The sequence below is a fragment of the Janibacter terrae NBRC 107853 genome (assembly GCF_001591405.1).
GTDB classification, from domain to species: Bacteria; Actinomycetota; Actinomycetes; order Actinomycetales; family Dermatophilaceae; genus Janibacter; species Janibacter terrae.
In genome coordinates this window covers 45,280-59,447 of sequence record NZ_BCUV01000004.1, presented here as the reverse complement: position 1 = coordinate 59,447, position 14,168 = coordinate 45,280, and the positions used below count along the sequence as shown (strand labels likewise).

The window sequence follows — 14,168 nt, the reverse complement described above, 5'->3', positions numbered from 1 at the left end:
GCCACAGGTTAGTCGACGCTCGGGTCGTCGCCGAGGGTGACCCGGTCCCAGTCGGAGTCGACCCGTTCCCCCCGGGCGCCGCCCACCTGGCCCCCGTCCCCGTCGCCGACGGGCCGCTCGTACCTGCGACCCAGACCTCCCCAGCGGCGGCCGCCGAGGATACCGCCGACGCAGGCGAGCAGCAGCAGCCCCGCGGCCACGACCGCGATCCACGGCCAGGCCGTCGCCGACCCGGTCGCCTCGAGGGTCCCGGTCGCGCCGGAGTGGGTCGCCGCGACGCTGCCGAGGACGTCGGGGGCGTCGACCACGGCACGCAGGGCGAGGGCGATGACGCCCGCCCCGACGGCGCCGAGCACGGCGAGGCTGATCCAGCGAGCGACCCGACCGGAGGTGGTGGCGGCGACGGAGGCGGCCATCGCGACGAGGGCCAGGCCGGCGAGGCCGGGCGCCGCCTCGGTGCCGACCGCGGCCGCGCGCACCGGTCCGGCGACCCCGTCGACGGTCCCGGTGACCCAGTCGGCACGCCCCGCGGCGAGGAGCACGATCCCGGCGGCGACCGCCAGCAGCACGACGACCGGCTTGCGGGTGAGCAGCCTCATCGGGCACCGCCGATGGGGCGGGTCGCCCGGGCCGCCGCGACGGCCGCGAGCGCGGCACCCGCCTTGTGCACCGTCTCCTCCTGCTCGAGGCCCGGCACCGAGTCGGCGACGATGCCCGCCCCCGCCTGCACGTGCGCGACCCCGTCCTTGACGAGCGCGGTCCGGATGGCGATGGCGACGTCCATGTCCCCGTGGAAGTCGAGGTAGCCGACCACCCCGCCGTAGATCCCTCGTCTGCTGCGCTCGTAGCGCTCGATGAGCTCGAGGGCCCGGGGTTTGGGAGCGCCCGAGAGCGTCCCCGCGGGGAAGGTGGAGACGAGGACGTCGAAGGCCCCGACCCCCTTCGCCATCTCGCCGACGACGGTCGACTCCAGGTGGATGACGTGGCTGTAGCGACGCAGGTTCATGAACTCGACGCAGTCGACGCTGCCGGCCGTGCACACGCGCTGCAGGTCGTTGCGCCCCAGGTCGACGAGCATGAGGTGCTCGGCGCGCTCCTTGGGGTCGCCGATGAGGTCCTCCTCGTGCTGGAGGTCCTGCTCGGGGGACGTGCCGCGGGGGCGGGTGCCCGCGATCGGGTGGGTGATCGCCCGGCGCCCGGTGACCTTGACGAGGGCCTCGGGCGAGGAACCGACGACCTCGTAGACCGAGCCGTCGGGGTGAGGCAGGCGCACGAAGTACATGTACGGGCTCGGGTTGCTGCGTCGCAGGGCCCGGTAGACCTCGAGCGCGTCGACCGGGCACGGCATCGAGAAGCGCTGCGACAGGACGACCTGGAAGACCTCGCCGTCGCGGATGTCCTCCTTGGCGCGGTCGACGATCTCCTCGAAGCCCTCGACGCTGATGTCGCTCTCGACCTCCGCCCGCGCGCTCTCCACCACCTCGGGGTCGACCGAGGCCACGGTCGACGCGGCGGGCGCGGCGAGGCGCTCGGTCATCGCGTCGAGGCGCGCGACCGCGTCCTGGTGGGCCCACTCGACGCGCTCGTCGGTGTCGTCGTAGTTGATCGCGTTGGCGACGAGCAGCAGCGAGCCGTCGCTGTGGTCGAGCACCGCGACGTCGGTCGCGAGGACCATGCCGAGCTCGGGGACGCCGAGGACGTCCGGCAGCTCGCTCGGCACGCGCTCCCAGCGGCGCACGGCGTCGTAGGAGATCGCCCCGACCATGCCACCGGTGAGCGGCGGCAGGCCCTCGATCGGGTCGGTCCGCAGCGCCTCGAGCGTCGCCCGGAGGGCCACGGTCGGGTCGCCCTCGGTGGGCACACCGGCCGGCGGCTCACCGATCCAGTGCGCCTGGCCGTCGCGCTCGGTGAGGGTGGCTCGGCTCTGCGCGCCGATCATCGACCAGCGCGACCAGACCCCGCCGTGCTCGGCGGACTCGAGCAGGAAGGTGCCGGGCGCGTCCCCGGCGAGCTTGCGGTAGACCCCGACCGGGGTCTCGCCGTCGGCGACGAGCCGCCGGACGACGGGCACGACGCGCCGGTCGCGGGCCAGGTCGGTGAAGGTGTCGAGGTCCGGCCAGGTCTGCCCGTGGTCGAGGGCGGGCAGCTGGGTGCGCGGCGCGCTCATCCGTCCGCCCCCACGACCGCCCCGAGGTCGTCGGCGTCGAAGCAGGTGCGGTCACCGGTGTGGCAGGCGGCGCCGACCTGGTCGACCCGCACGAGCAGCGCGTCGCCGTCGCAGTCGAGGGCCACAGAGCGCACGTGCTGCACGTGGCCCGAGGTGTCGCCCTTGCGCCAGTACTCCTGACGGCTGCGCGACCAGAAGGTCACCCGGCCGCTCGTGAGGGTGCGGTGCAGGGCCTCGTCGTCCATCCAGCCGAGCATGAGCACCTCGCCGGTGTCGTGCTGCTGGACGATGGCGGCGACGAGGCCGGCCGGGTCGCGGCGCAGGCGTGCCGCGAGCTGCTCGGGCAGGGGCGAGGACGAAGGCGTGGACACCCTTGCCATTGTGCACGCCGGGCCCGATCGCCCCCGCGTCGCATCGCATCGTGGTCGGGGCGGGGTTACCCTGCGACGTCAGCACGACCACGTGTCCCAGACCCTCCGGAGGCCCCATGACCCGCCACGCCCGCGCCGAGCGCGAAGCACTGTGCGACACCCTCCTCGACCTCGGCCCCGACGCGCCGACGCTCTGCGGCGACTGGACGAGCGCGGAGCTGCTCGCGCACCTCGTCGTCCGCGAGGGCCGCCCCGACCAGGCCGCCGGCATCCTCGCCGCGCCGCTCGCCGGTCGCACCGAGAAGGCCATGGCCCGGTTGCTCGAGCGCCACTCCTTCGAGGACCTCGTCGCCCGCCTGCGGTCCGGCCCGCCCCGCTGGCACCCGACGAGCGTCGGTGCGGTGGACGAGAAGGTCAACCTCGTCGAGATGTTCGTCCACCACGAGGACCTGCTGCGCGCCCGCCTCGGCGCCCCCCGCCGCACCCTCTCGCCCGAGCTCGTCTCGGCGCTCGGGGACCGGCTCGCCACCATGGGTCGGCTGCTCTTCGGCCGGACGAAGGGGGTGGACGTCGAGCTCGTCACCGCCCGCCGCCGCGACCGCATCGGCTCCGGCGACGGCCCGGTCGTCGAGATCCACGGGCGTCCGGGCGAGATCATCCTCTTCGGCTTCGGCCGCAAGGGCGTCGCCGAGGTCGAGCTCACCGGCCCGCCGGAGGCGGTCGAGACCGTCCGCACGGCCTCCTACGGCATCTGAGCGACCGTTCGTCTGCATTCCCCTAGGGCAATGCAGACCTGAACCCGCATTCCCCTAGGGCAATGCGGGTTCAGGGGCGGGCGAAGGGGGGAGCCTCAGTCCGCGCGACCGCGACGGACCGGCAGCCCGGCGGAGGCGAGGGCGTCCTTGACCTCACCGATCGTCACCTCGCCGAAGTGGAAGATGCTCGCGGCCAGCACGGCGTCGGCGCCGGCCTCGACGGCCGGGGGGAAGTGCGCGGCGGCCCCGGCACCACCGCTGGCGATGACGGGGATGCTCACCTCGGCGCGGACGGCGCGGATGAGCTCCAGGTCGAAGCCGGCCTTGGTCCCGTCGGCGTCCATCGAGTTGAGCAGGATCTCCCCCGCGCCGAGGTGCGAGGCCCGCGCGCACCACTCGACGGCGTCGATCCCGGTGCGGGTGCGACCACCGTGGGTCGTCACCTCGAACCCGCCTGCGGGAGAACCGTCCTCGGCGGTCCGACGGCGCACGTCGGCCGACAGGACGAGCACCTGCGCGCCGAAGCGGTCGGCGACCTCGCTGATCAGCTCCGGCCGCGCGATCGCCGCGGTGTTGACCCCGACCTTGTCTGCGCCGCAGCGCAGCAGCCGGTCGACGTCCTCGACCGTGCGCACTCCCCCGCCGACGGTGAGCGGGATGAAGACCTCTTCGGCCGTGCGGGTCACGACGTCGTAGGTCGTCGCCCGGTCCGAGCTGCTGGCGGTGACGTCGAGGAAGGTCAGCTCGTCGGCTCCCTGCTGGCCGTAGCGCCGGGCGAGCTCGACCGGGTCGCCGGCGTCGCGCAGGTTCTCGAAGTTGACGCCCTTGACGACCCGTCCGGCGTCGACGTCGAGGCAGGGGATGACACGCACGGCGAGGGACACGCGGGGCAGCCTACCGAGCCCCCCGGTTACGCTTCGCCCCGATGTCGCCCCTCGAGCAGCTCCTCGCCCACGCCGCCGGCGCGCCGCCCTCGTGCGGTCCGGTGCACGTCATCGGCATCGACGGGCGGAGCGGGTCGGGCAAGACCTCGCTGGCCCGGCGGCTGGCCCGCCGGTGGGAGGCACCCGTGCTGTCCATGGACTCGCTCTACCCCGGCTGGTCCGGGCTGGCCGCAGCGACCCCGCTGCTCGTCGAGCACGTCCTGCTCCCGCTCTCGCGCGGTGACGAGCCGCTCGTGCCGACGTGGGACTGGCTCGCCGAGCGCCCCGGTCCGCGGCTGCCGCTGCCCGTCTCCGACCGCCTGGTCGTCGAGGGGTGCGGGGCGACGGTGGGCCCGGCGGCGCCCTTCGTCGGGACGCGCGCGTGGCTCGAGGGGCCGGCCGGGCTGCGGCGGGAGCGTGCCATCGCGCGCGACGGCGCGGTCTTCGCCTCCCACTGGGAGATGTGGGCGCGGCAGGAGGAGGCCGTCTTCACCGCGGACCGCACCCGGGAGCGGGCGCACGTGGTCCTGACGATGGCGCAGCTGGACGCTAGCGACCGATGAGGTCGGCGAGGCGCTGGGCCTCCTCGACCGAGCGCTCCCCGTCCGAGCGCTGGATCGCCATGACGGCGACGTCGGTGCCGTCCGCCAGGTCGATGCGCGGCCAGGGCATCCCCTGGGAGAAGCGGATCGCGAGCATGTCCTCCCACGGCACGACCTCGCCGGGCCCGAGGTTGCGGATGAGGAGACCCTCGGCCCGCGGCCGGGCGTGCAGCGTCGCGAAGCGGGAGAGGAAGGCCGCGACGGCGACCCCGATGCCCGCGCAGGTGAGCCGGTCCATGACCCCGAAGCGCTCGGGGAGGGTCGCCGCCAGCACGACCGACCCGAGGAGGATGACGACAGCGATGACCGCCGAGACCCACCGCCCTCGCACGGGACGGAAGGGGGCGGCGCTCGCGCGGTCGGGGACGGTCACAGCCGGCACGCCGTGATCTCGGTGACGAGGATGGCGCGCGCACCGAGGTCGTACAGCTCGTCCATGATCCGGTTGGTCCGGCCGCGCGGGACCATCGAGCGCACGGCGCACCAGCGCTCGTCGTGCAGGGTGCTCACGGTCGGCGACTCGAGGCCGGGCGTCAGCTGCACGGCCTGCTCGACGAGCTCGGCCGGGCAGTCGTAGTCGAGCAGCACGTACTCGCGGGCGGTGACGACACCGGTGAGCCGCCGGTGCAGCACGTCGATGCCTCCCTCGCTCGCGTCGGCACGGCGGATGAGCACGGCCTCGCTGCGCAGGATGGGCTCGCCGAAGACCTCCAGCCCCTGCTGGCGCAGGGTGGTCCCGGTCTCGACGACGTCGGCGATGGCGTCGGCGACGCCGAGGGTGATGGCGGTCTCCACGGCGCCGTCCAGGCGGACGACGTCGGCGGTGACCCCCTTCGCCGCGAGGTGGTCGCGCACGAGACCGGCGTACGAGGTCGCGACCCGGCGACCGTCGAGGTCGGCGGCGCTGCTCGCTTCACCGGGCCGGCCGGCGAAGCGGAAGGTCGACCCGCCGAAGCCCAGGCCCATGACCTCGGTCGCGGCCGAGCCGGAGTCCAGGAGCAGGTCCCGGCCGGTGATGCCCGCGTCGACCTGGCCCTTGCCGACGTACAGGGCCACGTCACGCGGACGCAGGTAGAAGAACTCGACGTCGTTGTCGGCGTCGGCGACGATCAGCTCCTTGCTGTCGCGGCGGACCCGGTACCCGGACTCGCGCAGCATCTCGACGGCGGGTTCGGACAGGGAGCCCTTGTTGGGCACGGCGATGCGCACGGCGGTCCTCTCAGAGGTGGGTGTAGACGTCTTCGACGGTGAGGCCACCGTCGATCATCAGCACCTGCAGGTGGTAGAGCAGCTGGCTGATCTCCTCGGCCAGCTCCTCCTTGCTCTCGTACTCGGCGGCCATCCACACCTCGGCGGCCTCCTCGACGATCTTCTTCCCGATCGCATGGGTCCCGGCGTCGAGCTGCGCCACGGTGCCCGATCCCTCGGGCCGCTCGGCGGCCTTGCGGGAGAGCTCGTCGAAGAGGGTCTCGAAGGTCTTCACGAGCGCCCAGCCTAGTTCGCCACGAGCGACCGCTCGCCCACGGGTTCACCGTCCGGACTCTCGGCCCGCGAGGCGCGCCGCCAGACGACGAAGCCGTAGACGACGAAGATCGCGTACACGGCGTAGAGGAAGGCGGTCGGCAGGTAGCCGCTGTGCCACAGCAGCGGCACCCCCACGAGGTCCACGCCGATCCAGATGAGCCAGAACTCGTTCCAGCCGCGCGCCATGGCGTAGGTCGCGAGCAGCGAGCCCATGAAGATCCACGCGTCGGCCCAGAAGTACCAGCGCGGCGCCGGCCACCCCGCACCGAGCACGGCGAAGACCTGCTGGACGATCACGATGCCGATGACTGCGGTGACGAGCAGACCGAGGCGCTCGGCTCCCTTCGCCCACCGCGGGGTGATCGCGTGCCCGTCGCCACCTGCCCGCGCCGACCTCACCTGGCGCCAGCGCCACCAGCCGTAGAGCGAGGTGACGATGAAGAAGATCTGCCGGGCGGACTGGCCGAAGAGCGGCGCCTTGTCGTCCACGCCGACGGTGATCCCGATGTAGACGAGGAAGAGGATGGCGTTGCCGACGATGCCGATCGGCCACGCCCACACCCTGCGCAGCATCCCCCCGACGGCGGAGGCGAGACCGAAGCCGATCCCGATGACCTCCATGAGCGAGAGGCGGTAGCCGGCGATGTCGACGCCGGCCGAGTAGATCCATTCGATGATGGACATGCGTCGTCCTTGTCCGCGCGTGCCGCTCTCGTCCGGACTCTCACCGTCGGCCCCGGGGTTCTTGACCGGAGTTCACCGTCCGCGCAGGCGGTCGGGTCGCGGGCTCTCACCGCCGGTGCGGATTTTCACCGCGTCACGTGGCACGTGCAGGGACATTGTGCGAAGGGTTGGCCCGCTCGGCAATTCGGGCGTGCACAACAGGTCGTCCTGACGCAGTCGGTGGCGATATCCGCCACGAGATGCACCAGGACGACTCTTTGTGCACGGCGGGGTGGCCGGTCGGTCAGTGGGCGTGCCCCTGCGCCAGCGCGCGCAGCTCCTCGACGGCCGCGGCGGCCGACTCGGCACCGTAGACCGCGGACCCGGCGACGAAGACGTCGGCGCCCGCCTCGGCGCACTGCTCGATGGTCCTGGCCGAGACTCCCCCGTCGACCTGGACCCAGATGTCACCGCCGTGGCGCTTCACGGCCTCGCGGACCTGCGCGACCTTGGGCATCTGGTCGGCCATGAAGGACTGCCCGCCGAATCCCGGCTCCACGGTCATGACGAGCACCATGTCGAGCTCGGGCAGCAGCTCCTCGTACGGGGCGAAGGGGGTCCCCGGCTTGATCGCCATGCTCGCCCGCGCACCCTGGGCGCGGATGCCGCGGGCGAGGGTCACCGGGTCCTTGGCGGCCTCGATGTGGAAGGTGACGCTCTGCGCCCCGGCCTCGGCGTACGGCGGCGCCCACCGGTCGGGGTCCTCGATCATCAGGTGGCAGTCGATCGGAATCGGGCTCACCCGCAGCAGCGACTCGACGATCGGCAGACCGAGGGTGAGGTTGGGCACGAAGTGGGCGTCCATGACGTCGACGTGCGCCCAGTCGGCGGTGGCGATCGCCTGCAGCTCGGACTGCAGGTTGGCGAAGTCGGCGGACAGGATGCTCGGAGAGATCTGCACGGGGTCCTCTGCTGGTGGGGGTCGGGTGGTGGGTCAGTCCTCGTGGATCGAGAGGATGTTGCCGCACCCGTCCTCGATCTGGAAGTGCAGGCCGATGACGTCGCGGGTCAGCTCCTCGCGGAAGACGATGCCCCCGAGGTCCTTGAGCCGGCGGTACTCCATCTCTGCGTCGTCGACCGCGAGCATGATCGCGGCGAGGCCCTCGCGGTACCGGTGCTGGGAGAAGGCCCGGGTCACCTCGTCCTCGACGGGCTCGAGGTTGAGCTGGCAGCCCCGCTCCCAGCCGCTGCCGGGGCCGAGGATGCACAGCTCCTCGTCCGGCACGACGAGCACGTCGCGCCAGCCGAGCACCCGGGTGTAGAACTCGTGGGCGCGGCGGACGTCGGTGACGAAGAGACCTGTGACGAGGGCGCGCACGGTTCAGCCCTTCTTGCGCAGGAGTGCGAGGAACATGCCGTCCGTGCCGTGCAGGTGGGGCCACAGCTGGGCGTGCGGCCCGTCGCCGAGCCCGGTCAGCTCGGCGGTCGCCGCGTCGGCGAGGAAGGTCCGGGCGTCGAGCACCTCGACGTCGTCACGCTTCTTGAGCACGTCGCGCACGACGAAGGTCGTCTCGGACAGGTGCGGGCTGCACGTCGCATAGGCGATGACGCCACCGGGGCGCGTCGCGTCGATGCCGGCGGCGAGCAGCTCGCGCTGCAGCGGGCCCAGTCCCGCGAGGTCCGTGGGCTGGCGGCGCCAGCGCGCCTCGGGCCGGCGGCGCAGGGCGCCCAGCCCCGTGCACGGGGCGTCGACGAGCACCCGGTCGTAGACCTCCGGCTCGTCCCGGCCGACCTCGCGGCCGTCGCCGGTGCGCACGACGAGCTCGCGACCGTGGTCCCTGGCCTTGGTCAGCGCGGGGCGCAGGCTCTGGCGGACCAGCTCCGTGCGGTGCTCGCTCACCTCGTTGGCGACGAGGTCGGCCCCCTGCCGCAGCGCGAGCGCCGCGAGCAGGCCTGCCTTGCCACCGGGCCCGGCGCACAGGTCGAGCCACCGCTCGGGTGCACCGACGCTGCGCGGGGTGACCGGCACGGCGGCGAGCGCGAGGGCGAGCAGCTGGCTCCCTTCGTCCTGGACCGCGGCGCGGCCCTCGCGGACGGCATCGAGCGCGCCGGGGTCACCGCTCTCGAGCTCGGCGGCGAAGGGGGACCACCGCCCGGGCTGCGCGCCGGCGGCGAGCAGCTCGTCGACGTCGGCCAAGCCGGGACGGGCGACGAGGGAGACGTCGGCGGGCACGTTGTGCGCGGCGAGGAGCTCCTCGAGCTCCGCGTCCGCGTCGTCGGGCGTCGCGGCGCCGTGGCCGATGAGCGCCTGCCGCAGCGCCTTGACGACCCAGACCGGGTGCGACTGCGACACGGCCAACCGTTCGGCGACGGGCTCGGTCGGCGTGACGAGCTCGAGCCACTCCTCGCGGCTGCGCTCGCCGATGCGGCGCATGACGGCGTTGACGAGGCCCGCGGCACCCTGACCGGCCGCGGCGCGGGCGAGGGCGACGGACTGGTCGGCGGCGGCGTGCTCGGGCACGCGCATGCCGAGGACCTGGTGGGCGCCCATGCGCAGCACGTCGAGCACCCCGCCGTCGAGCTTGCTCACGGGACGCTGGGACGCCTCGGCGATGACCGCGTCGTAGAGGCCCTGCATCCGCAGGGTCCCGTACGTCAGCTCGGTGGCGAAGGCCGCGTCCCGTCCGGACAGGCGCACCCGGCGCAGGGCCCTGGGCAGCTCGAGGTTGGCGTAGGCGCCGTCCTGCGAGACCGCACGCAGCACCTGCTGGGCGGTCGAGCGGGGGACGTCGGCGCGACGGGCCCGGGCGGAGGGTGCGGTGCGCGACTTCTGCCGCGGCCCCCGGTGGTGCGGACGGTCCTGGCTCATGCGCTCTCCTCTCCGAGCCGTTCCCCGGCCCCGATGCGGACCCCGCGGGCCCAGTCGGCAGCGGGCATCGGCTTCTTGCCCAGGGGGGTCACCTCGCCCAGGCACACGGCGCGGTCGGCGGTGCCGACGAGCACCTCGCGCTTGCGGGCGTCGATGGTCCCGGCGGGCAGCTGCTCGTCGGTGATCGTCACGGGTGCGAGCTTCAGGCGCTCCCCCCGGAAGGTCGTCCAGGCGCCGGGTGCGGGCGTGCAGCCGCGCACGAGGCGGTCGACGGCCATCGCCGGGTGGCGAAGGTCGACCCGGGCGTCCTCGACGGTGATCTTCGCGGCGTGGCTCACGCCCTCGTCGGGCTGGGGCCGCGGCTGCAGGTCTCCCGAGGCGATCCCGTCCATCGTCGCGACGAGCAGCGGCGCGCCGGCGCCCGCGAGCCGCTCCAGGAGCGCGCCGGAGGTGTCGTCCGGCCGGATCCGCTCGGTCATCGTGCCGAAGACCGGCCCGGTGTCGAGCCCGGCCTCGATCCGGAAGGTGCTCGCCCCGGTGATCTCGTCGCCGGCGATGAGCGCCCGCTGGACGGGTGCGGCGCCGCGCCAGGCGGGCAGCAGCGAGAAGTGCAGGTTGACCCACCCGTGCGCCGGGATGTCGAGCACCCGGACCGGCAGCAGGGCGCCGTAGGCGACGACCGGGCAGCAGTCGGGGGCGAGCTCGGTGAGGCGGGCGACGAAGTCCTCGTCCTTCGGGCTGGTCGGCGTGAGCACCTCGAGCCCGGCCTCCTGGGCGAGGACCTTGACCGGGGAGGACCCGAGGCGTCGGCCGCGCCCGACCCGTGCATCGGGTCGGGTGACGACGGCGACGACCTCGTGGTCGGCGTCGAGCAGGGCACGCAGGGAGGGGACGGCGACCTCGGGGGTCCCGGCAAAGATCAGTCGCACCTGCGCGAGTCTAGTTGGCCGCCACGCTCACCCGATGCTCAGATGCCCCACCCGGACCGAGGTCAGGTCAGGCGCCTTGCGGGCGCTCTCCCCCGCGCGCACGTCCTTGAGCGCCGCGGCGACGAGCGGCCCGTCGGCGAAGGGGGCGGTGACGACGAGTCGTCGTCGTTGGTCCGCGCCGGGTACCGGCAGCGGCCCGAGCACCGCGGCGTCGGGCGCCGCGGCGCGCACGGCCTGCTCGATCGGTTCGACGCGCTTGCGGTCCGTGACCACCTCGGCGGTCCACGTCGTCGGCGGCAGCGACAGCTCGGCCCGCTCGGCCAGCTCGCGCGCCGCGAACCACTGCGGGTCCCACCGCACGAGGGCCTCGACCGGGGGGATCGTCACGTGGCCCGGCGCACCGCAGAGCACCACCGTGCCGCCGTCGGCCCAGGAGCGGGCCAGCCCCGCCGCGGCGAACCACCGCCGCACCGCCTCCTCCCCCGCGCGCAGGTCGGGCCGGTCCAGGCTCGCCCACGCGTCGAGCAGGAGCACGGCGGCGTACCCCCCTTCGGCCACGGGCTCGGCACCGGGGGTGGCCACCACGATCGTCGGCTCCGCGCCGACGCCCTCGCGGACCTCTCCTGCACCGGAGGTGATGACGCGGGTCCCCGGGAAGGACCGCCCGATCTCCTCCGCGGTCCGTCGCGCGCCGATGATCCCGGCGCGCAGCCGGTCGCCGTCGCAGTGCGGGCAGACGAAGCCGCGGGGCACCTTGCCGCACCACCCGCACTCCGGCGACCGGTCGGGCGAGGGCAGCGCGAGCGGACCTCGGCACTCGGGGCACCGCGCCGGCGCTCGGCAGCTCGCGCAGGACATCGCGGGGAGGTATCCGCGGCGCGGCACCTGCAGCAGCACGGGACCGTGCTCGAGGGCGGCGGAGGCGGCGCGGTGCGCGGACGAGGGGATGTGCGCCCGGGCGCCCGGCCCGTCCCGCTCCTCGTCGGTCCCCTCACCGGCGACGAGCACCTGCGGGGCCTCGCGGCGGGAGGTGATGCCGCCGACGAGGTGCACCCGGCCGACGTCGACGAGCGCGGCGAGGTCGGTCGAGAGGGCGAGCCCGCCGGCGAGGAGCGCGGCGTCCTCGATGTCGGCGCGCGTGGTGAGCACCTCGCGGACGTGGGCGTAGGGCGAGCGGGGCTCGAGGTGCAGGTCATCCCCGTCGTCCCACCAGGCGACGAGCCCGAGGTCGCGCACGGGCGCGTAGGCGGCGGCGCGGGTGCCGACGACGACGCGCACGTGACCGCGCAGCACCTTCAGCCACGCGGTGTAGCGCGCCTGCGGTCCCTGGCCGGCGGTGAGGCGCACGTGCTGCCCCGTCCCGAGCACCTCGGTCAGGGCCGCGTCGACGCGGGCGACGTCCCGCTGGTCGGGCACGACGACGACGCTCCCCCGGCCGGAGCGGAGGGCGGCCCCGGCGGCCTCGGCGAGGGCCCGCGGCCAGTCCTGATCCACAGGCCGCCCGGGGGCGGCGAGCCAGGCGGCGCGAGGGGACTCGCCCGCCGCGACCCGTGACCACCACGCGGCCCCCGCCCGGTAGCCCGCCCAGACCTGCGGGACCCCCGCCGTCGTCTCCGGCGAAGGGGGACCCGCCTCCCCTGCCTCGGTGGCCGGGTCGCAGGTGGGCGGGTCGAGCGGCAACGCCTTCTCCGCACGTGCGTGCCGGGGCGGGACCGCGAGGCGCAGGACGTCCATGACCGTGCCGGCCTGGTGCCGGGAGAGGCGTCGGGCGAGCTCGAGGACCTCGGGGGTCAGCACCGGCTCCGGCGAGACGACGGTGCGGACCTCGGCGAGGCGACCGGTGTGCTCGGCGACCTCGGTCCGCTCGAGGACGTAGCCGGGCAGGTCACGCCCGGCGAAGCGCACCTTGACCCGGACACCGGGCTGCGCCGCCTCGTCGAGGGCCTCGGGCACGAGGTACTCGAAGGGCCGGTCGAGATGGACCAGCCCCGAGTCGACGAGGACCTGGGCGACGCGCACGGGGACCAAGGTAACCGGGCGGGGTGTCAGCGACACCCCGCCCGGTCGACCGCTGTGGCTCAGCCCCTGACTGCTGCCTGGAGCGCCTCGACCTTGGTCGTCTGCTCCCACGGGAAGGAGTTGTCGTAGCCGGCGGCCTCGGTCCGGCCGAAGTGGCCGTAGGCGGCGGTCGGGGCGTAGATCGGGCGGAGCAGGTCCAGCTCCTCGACGATCGCGAGCGGGCGCAGGTCGAAGACCGTGTTGACGGCCACCTGGATCCGGTCGACGGGGACGGTCTCGGTGCCGAAGGTCTCGATGTAGAGGCCGACCGGCTGCGCGGCGCCGATGGCGTACGCGACCTGGACCTCGCAGCGGCCGGCGAGGCCGGCGGCGACGACGTTCTTGGCGACCCACCGCATGGCATAGGCCGCGGAGCGGTCGACCTTGGACGGGTCCTTGCCGGAGAAGGCGCCACCACCGTGGCGGGCCATGCCGCCATAGGTGTCGACGATGATCTTGCGGCCGGTGAGGCCCGCGTCGCCCATGGGGCCGCCGATGACGAACTTGCCGGTGGGGTTGATCAGGGTCCGGTAGTCGGAGGTGTCGAGCTCGACGCCCGAGTCCTTGAGCGCGGCCATGACCGGCTCGAAGACGTGCGCCTTGATGTCCGCCGGCAGCTGGGTCTCGTGGTCGACCTCGGCCGAGTGCTGGGTCGACAGGACGACGGTGTCGAGGCGCACGGCGCGGTCGCCGTCGTAGTCGATGGTGACCTGGGTCTTGCCGTCCGGGCGCAGGTAGTCCAGCTCGCCGCTCTTGCGGACCTCGGTGAGGCGCTGCGCGAGGCGGTGCGCGAGGAAGATCGGCAGCGGCATGAGCTCCGGGGTGTCCTGGCAGGCATAGCCGAACATCAGGCCCTGGTCACCCGCGCCCTGCTTGTCCTTGGGGTCCACGCCGCCGGTGCGGTTCTCGTAGGCGGTGTCCACGCCCTGCGCGATGTCCGGGCTCTGCTGGCCGATGGAGATCGAGACGCCGCACGAGCGGCCGTCGAACCCCTTGTCGGAGGAGTCGTAGCCGACGCCGTCGGCGATCACCGTGCGGACGAGCTGCGGGATCTCGACGTAGGCCTCGGTGGAGACCTCACCGGCGATGTGCACGAGCCCGGTGGTCACCATGGTCTCGACGGCCACGCGGCTGCGCGGGTCCGCCTCGAGCATGGCGTCGAGGATCGAGTCCGAGATCTGATCGCAGATCTTGTCGGGGTGACCCTCGGTCACCGACTCTGAGGTGAAGAGACGTCCGGACACGCAGTACTCCCATGATCGTGGAAGGGCGGCCCAGGACCGCCCGGTACGGGCCCGGCCAGTCTA

At 73.9% G+C, this 14,168-nt stretch carries 16 protein-coding genes and 1 riboswitch; of the genes, 2 read left to right on the top strand and 14 right to left on the bottom strand.

Translation table 11 applies throughout. The annotated features are described in order from the left end of the window. Positions 1-8: 8 nt before the first annotated feature. Genes JT1_RS04350 through hisI form a run of 3 tightly spaced genes read right to left on the bottom strand, consistent with a single transcriptional unit; the run spans position 9 to position 2,547 of the window. Positions 9-599: a Trp biosynthesis-associated membrane protein gene (locus JT1_RS04350; protein ID WP_068323652.1), complete on the bottom strand. Its 591-nt coding sequence runs from the start codon at positions 597-599 to the stop codon at positions 9-11. Further along, positions 596-2,167, bottom strand: a complete 1,572-nt coding sequence (locus JT1_RS04345; RefSeq protein WP_068323650.1) for an anthranilate synthase component I — start codon at positions 2,165-2,167, stop codon at positions 596-598. The genes JT1_RS04350 and JT1_RS04345 overlap by 4 nt, the downstream gene beginning before the upstream one ends. Further along, positions 2,164-2,547 (bottom strand): phosphoribosyl-AMP cyclohydrolase, encoded by a 384-nt coding sequence (hisI, locus tag JT1_RS04340; protein ID WP_068323648.1) that lies wholly within the window; start codon positions 2,545-2,547, stop codon positions 2,164-2,166. The genes JT1_RS04345 and hisI overlap by 4 nt, the downstream gene beginning before the upstream one ends. Positions 2,548-2,654: 107 nt before the next feature. Between hisI and JT1_RS04335 the strand changes: the two genes are divergently transcribed. Continuing rightward, positions 2,655-3,293: a TIGR03085 family metal-binding protein gene (locus JT1_RS04335; RefSeq protein ID WP_068323639.1), complete on the top strand. Its 639-nt coding sequence runs from the start codon at positions 2,655-2,657 to the stop codon at positions 3,291-3,293. 95 nt (positions 3,294-3,388) lie between these two features. Here JT1_RS04335 and hisF read toward each other — a convergent pair whose 3' ends face one another. After that, on the bottom strand, positions 3,389-4,177 hold the full coding sequence (gene hisF / locus JT1_RS04330; protein WP_068323635.1) for an imidazole glycerol phosphate synthase subunit HisF: 789 nt from the start codon (positions 4,175-4,177) through the stop codon (positions 3,389-3,391). Positions 4,178-4,218: 41 nt separating this feature from the next. Between hisF and JT1_RS04325 the strand changes: the two genes are divergently transcribed. Next, positions 4,219-4,779 (top strand): nucleoside/nucleotide kinase family protein, encoded by a 561-nt coding sequence (locus tag JT1_RS04325; RefSeq protein WP_245634666.1) that lies wholly within the window; start codon positions 4,219-4,221, stop codon positions 4,777-4,779. On the opposite strand, the gene JT1_RS04320 is transcribed toward JT1_RS04325, so the two are convergent. The 10 genes from JT1_RS04320 to metK all read right to left on the bottom strand — a co-directional run bounded on the left by JT1_RS04320 (position 4,766) and on the right by metK (position 14,105). After that, positions 4,766-5,200, bottom strand: coding sequence for a PH domain-containing protein (locus JT1_RS04320; protein ID WP_169701842.1), 435 nt, complete (start codon positions 5,198-5,200; stop codon positions 4,766-4,768). The genes JT1_RS04325 and JT1_RS04320 overlap by 14 nt on opposite strands. Next, positions 5,188-6,027 carry an ATP phosphoribosyltransferase gene (gene hisG / locus JT1_RS04315; RefSeq protein ID WP_082807462.1) on the bottom strand — a complete coding sequence of 280 codons (840 nt, stop codon included), beginning with the start codon at positions 6,025-6,027 and terminating at the stop codon, positions 5,188-5,190. Before hisG ends, JT1_RS04320 begins: the two co-directional genes overlap by 13 nt. A 10-nt stretch (positions 6,028-6,037) precedes the next feature. Beyond that, on the bottom strand, positions 6,038-6,301 hold the full coding sequence (locus JT1_RS04310; RefSeq protein WP_055995812.1) for a phosphoribosyl-ATP diphosphatase: 264 nt from the start codon (positions 6,299-6,301) through the stop codon (positions 6,038-6,040). A gap of 11 nt (positions 6,302-6,312) precedes the next feature. Beyond that, entirely contained in the window at positions 6,313-7,026 is a 714-nt protein-coding gene (locus tag JT1_RS04305) for a nicotinamide mononucleotide transporter family protein (RefSeq protein WP_068323629.1), read from the bottom strand. Between the two features lie 16 nt (positions 7,027-7,042). Further along, a riboswitch (FMN riboswitch) is annotated at positions 7,043-7,173 on the bottom strand. Between the two features lie 136 nt (positions 7,174-7,309). Beyond that, entirely contained in the window at positions 7,310-7,966 is a 657-nt protein-coding gene (gene rpe / locus JT1_RS04300; protein ID WP_068323626.1) for a ribulose-phosphate 3-epimerase, read from the bottom strand. Between the two features lie 33 nt (positions 7,967-7,999). Further along, positions 8,000-8,383: a VOC family protein gene (locus JT1_RS04295; RefSeq protein ID WP_068323623.1), complete on the bottom strand. Its 384-nt coding sequence runs from the start codon at positions 8,381-8,383 to the stop codon at positions 8,000-8,002. 3 nt (positions 8,384-8,386) lie between these two features. Next, the gene (locus tag JT1_RS04290; RefSeq protein WP_068323620.1) at positions 8,387-9,874 is read right to left on the bottom strand and encodes an RsmB/NOP family class I SAM-dependent RNA methyltransferase; all 1,488 of its coding nucleotides are present in this window, start codon (positions 9,872-9,874) and stop codon (positions 8,387-8,389) included. Continuing rightward, complete coding sequence (gene fmt, locus JT1_RS04285; RefSeq protein ID WP_068323617.1) at positions 9,871-10,803, bottom strand: methionyl-tRNA formyltransferase; 933 nt, start codon at positions 10,801-10,803, stop codon at positions 9,871-9,873. Before fmt ends, JT1_RS04290 begins: the two co-directional genes overlap by 4 nt. A gap of 27 nt (positions 10,804-10,830) precedes the next feature. Further along, positions 10,831-12,822 carry a primosomal protein N' family DNA-binding protein gene (locus tag JT1_RS04280; protein WP_068323615.1) on the bottom strand — a complete coding sequence of 664 codons (1,992 nt, stop codon included), beginning with the start codon at positions 12,820-12,822 and terminating at the stop codon, positions 10,831-10,833. Between the two features lie 59 nt (positions 12,823-12,881). Continuing rightward, positions 12,882-14,105: a methionine adenosyltransferase gene (gene metK / locus JT1_RS04275; protein ID WP_068323612.1), complete on the bottom strand. Its 1,224-nt coding sequence runs from the start codon at positions 14,103-14,105 to the stop codon at positions 12,882-12,884. Positions 14,106-14,168: the final 63 nt, after the last annotated feature.

Excerpts from the sequence above, each read along its gene's own strand:
- JT1_RS04345 (WP_068323650.1), bottom strand. The coding sequence starts at position 2,167 with ATGAGCGCGCCGCGCACCCAGCTGCCCGCCCTCGACCACGGGCAGACC.
- JT1_RS04290 (WP_068323620.1), bottom strand. The coding sequence starts at position 9,874 with ATGAGCCAGGACCGTCCGCACCACCGGGGGCCGCGGCAGAAGTCGCGC.
- JT1_RS04350 (WP_068323652.1), bottom strand. The coding sequence starts at position 599 with ATGAGGCTGCTCACCCGCAAGCCGGTCGTCGTGCTGCTGGCGGTCGCC.
- JT1_RS04325 (WP_245634666.1), top strand. The coding sequence starts at position 4,219 with ATGTCGCCCCTCGAGCAGCTCCTCGCCCACGCCGCCGGCGCGCCGCCC.
- JT1_RS04305 (WP_068323629.1), bottom strand. The coding sequence starts at position 7,026 with ATGTCCATCATCGAATGGATCTACTCGGCCGGCGTCGACATCGCCGGC.
- hisI (WP_068323648.1), bottom strand. The coding sequence starts at position 2,547 with ATGGCAAGGGTGTCCACGCCTTCGTCCTCGCCCCTGCCCGAGCAGCTC.
- JT1_RS04335 (WP_068323639.1), top strand. The coding sequence starts at position 2,655 with ATGACCCGCCACGCCCGCGCCGAGCGCGAAGCACTGTGCGACACCCTC.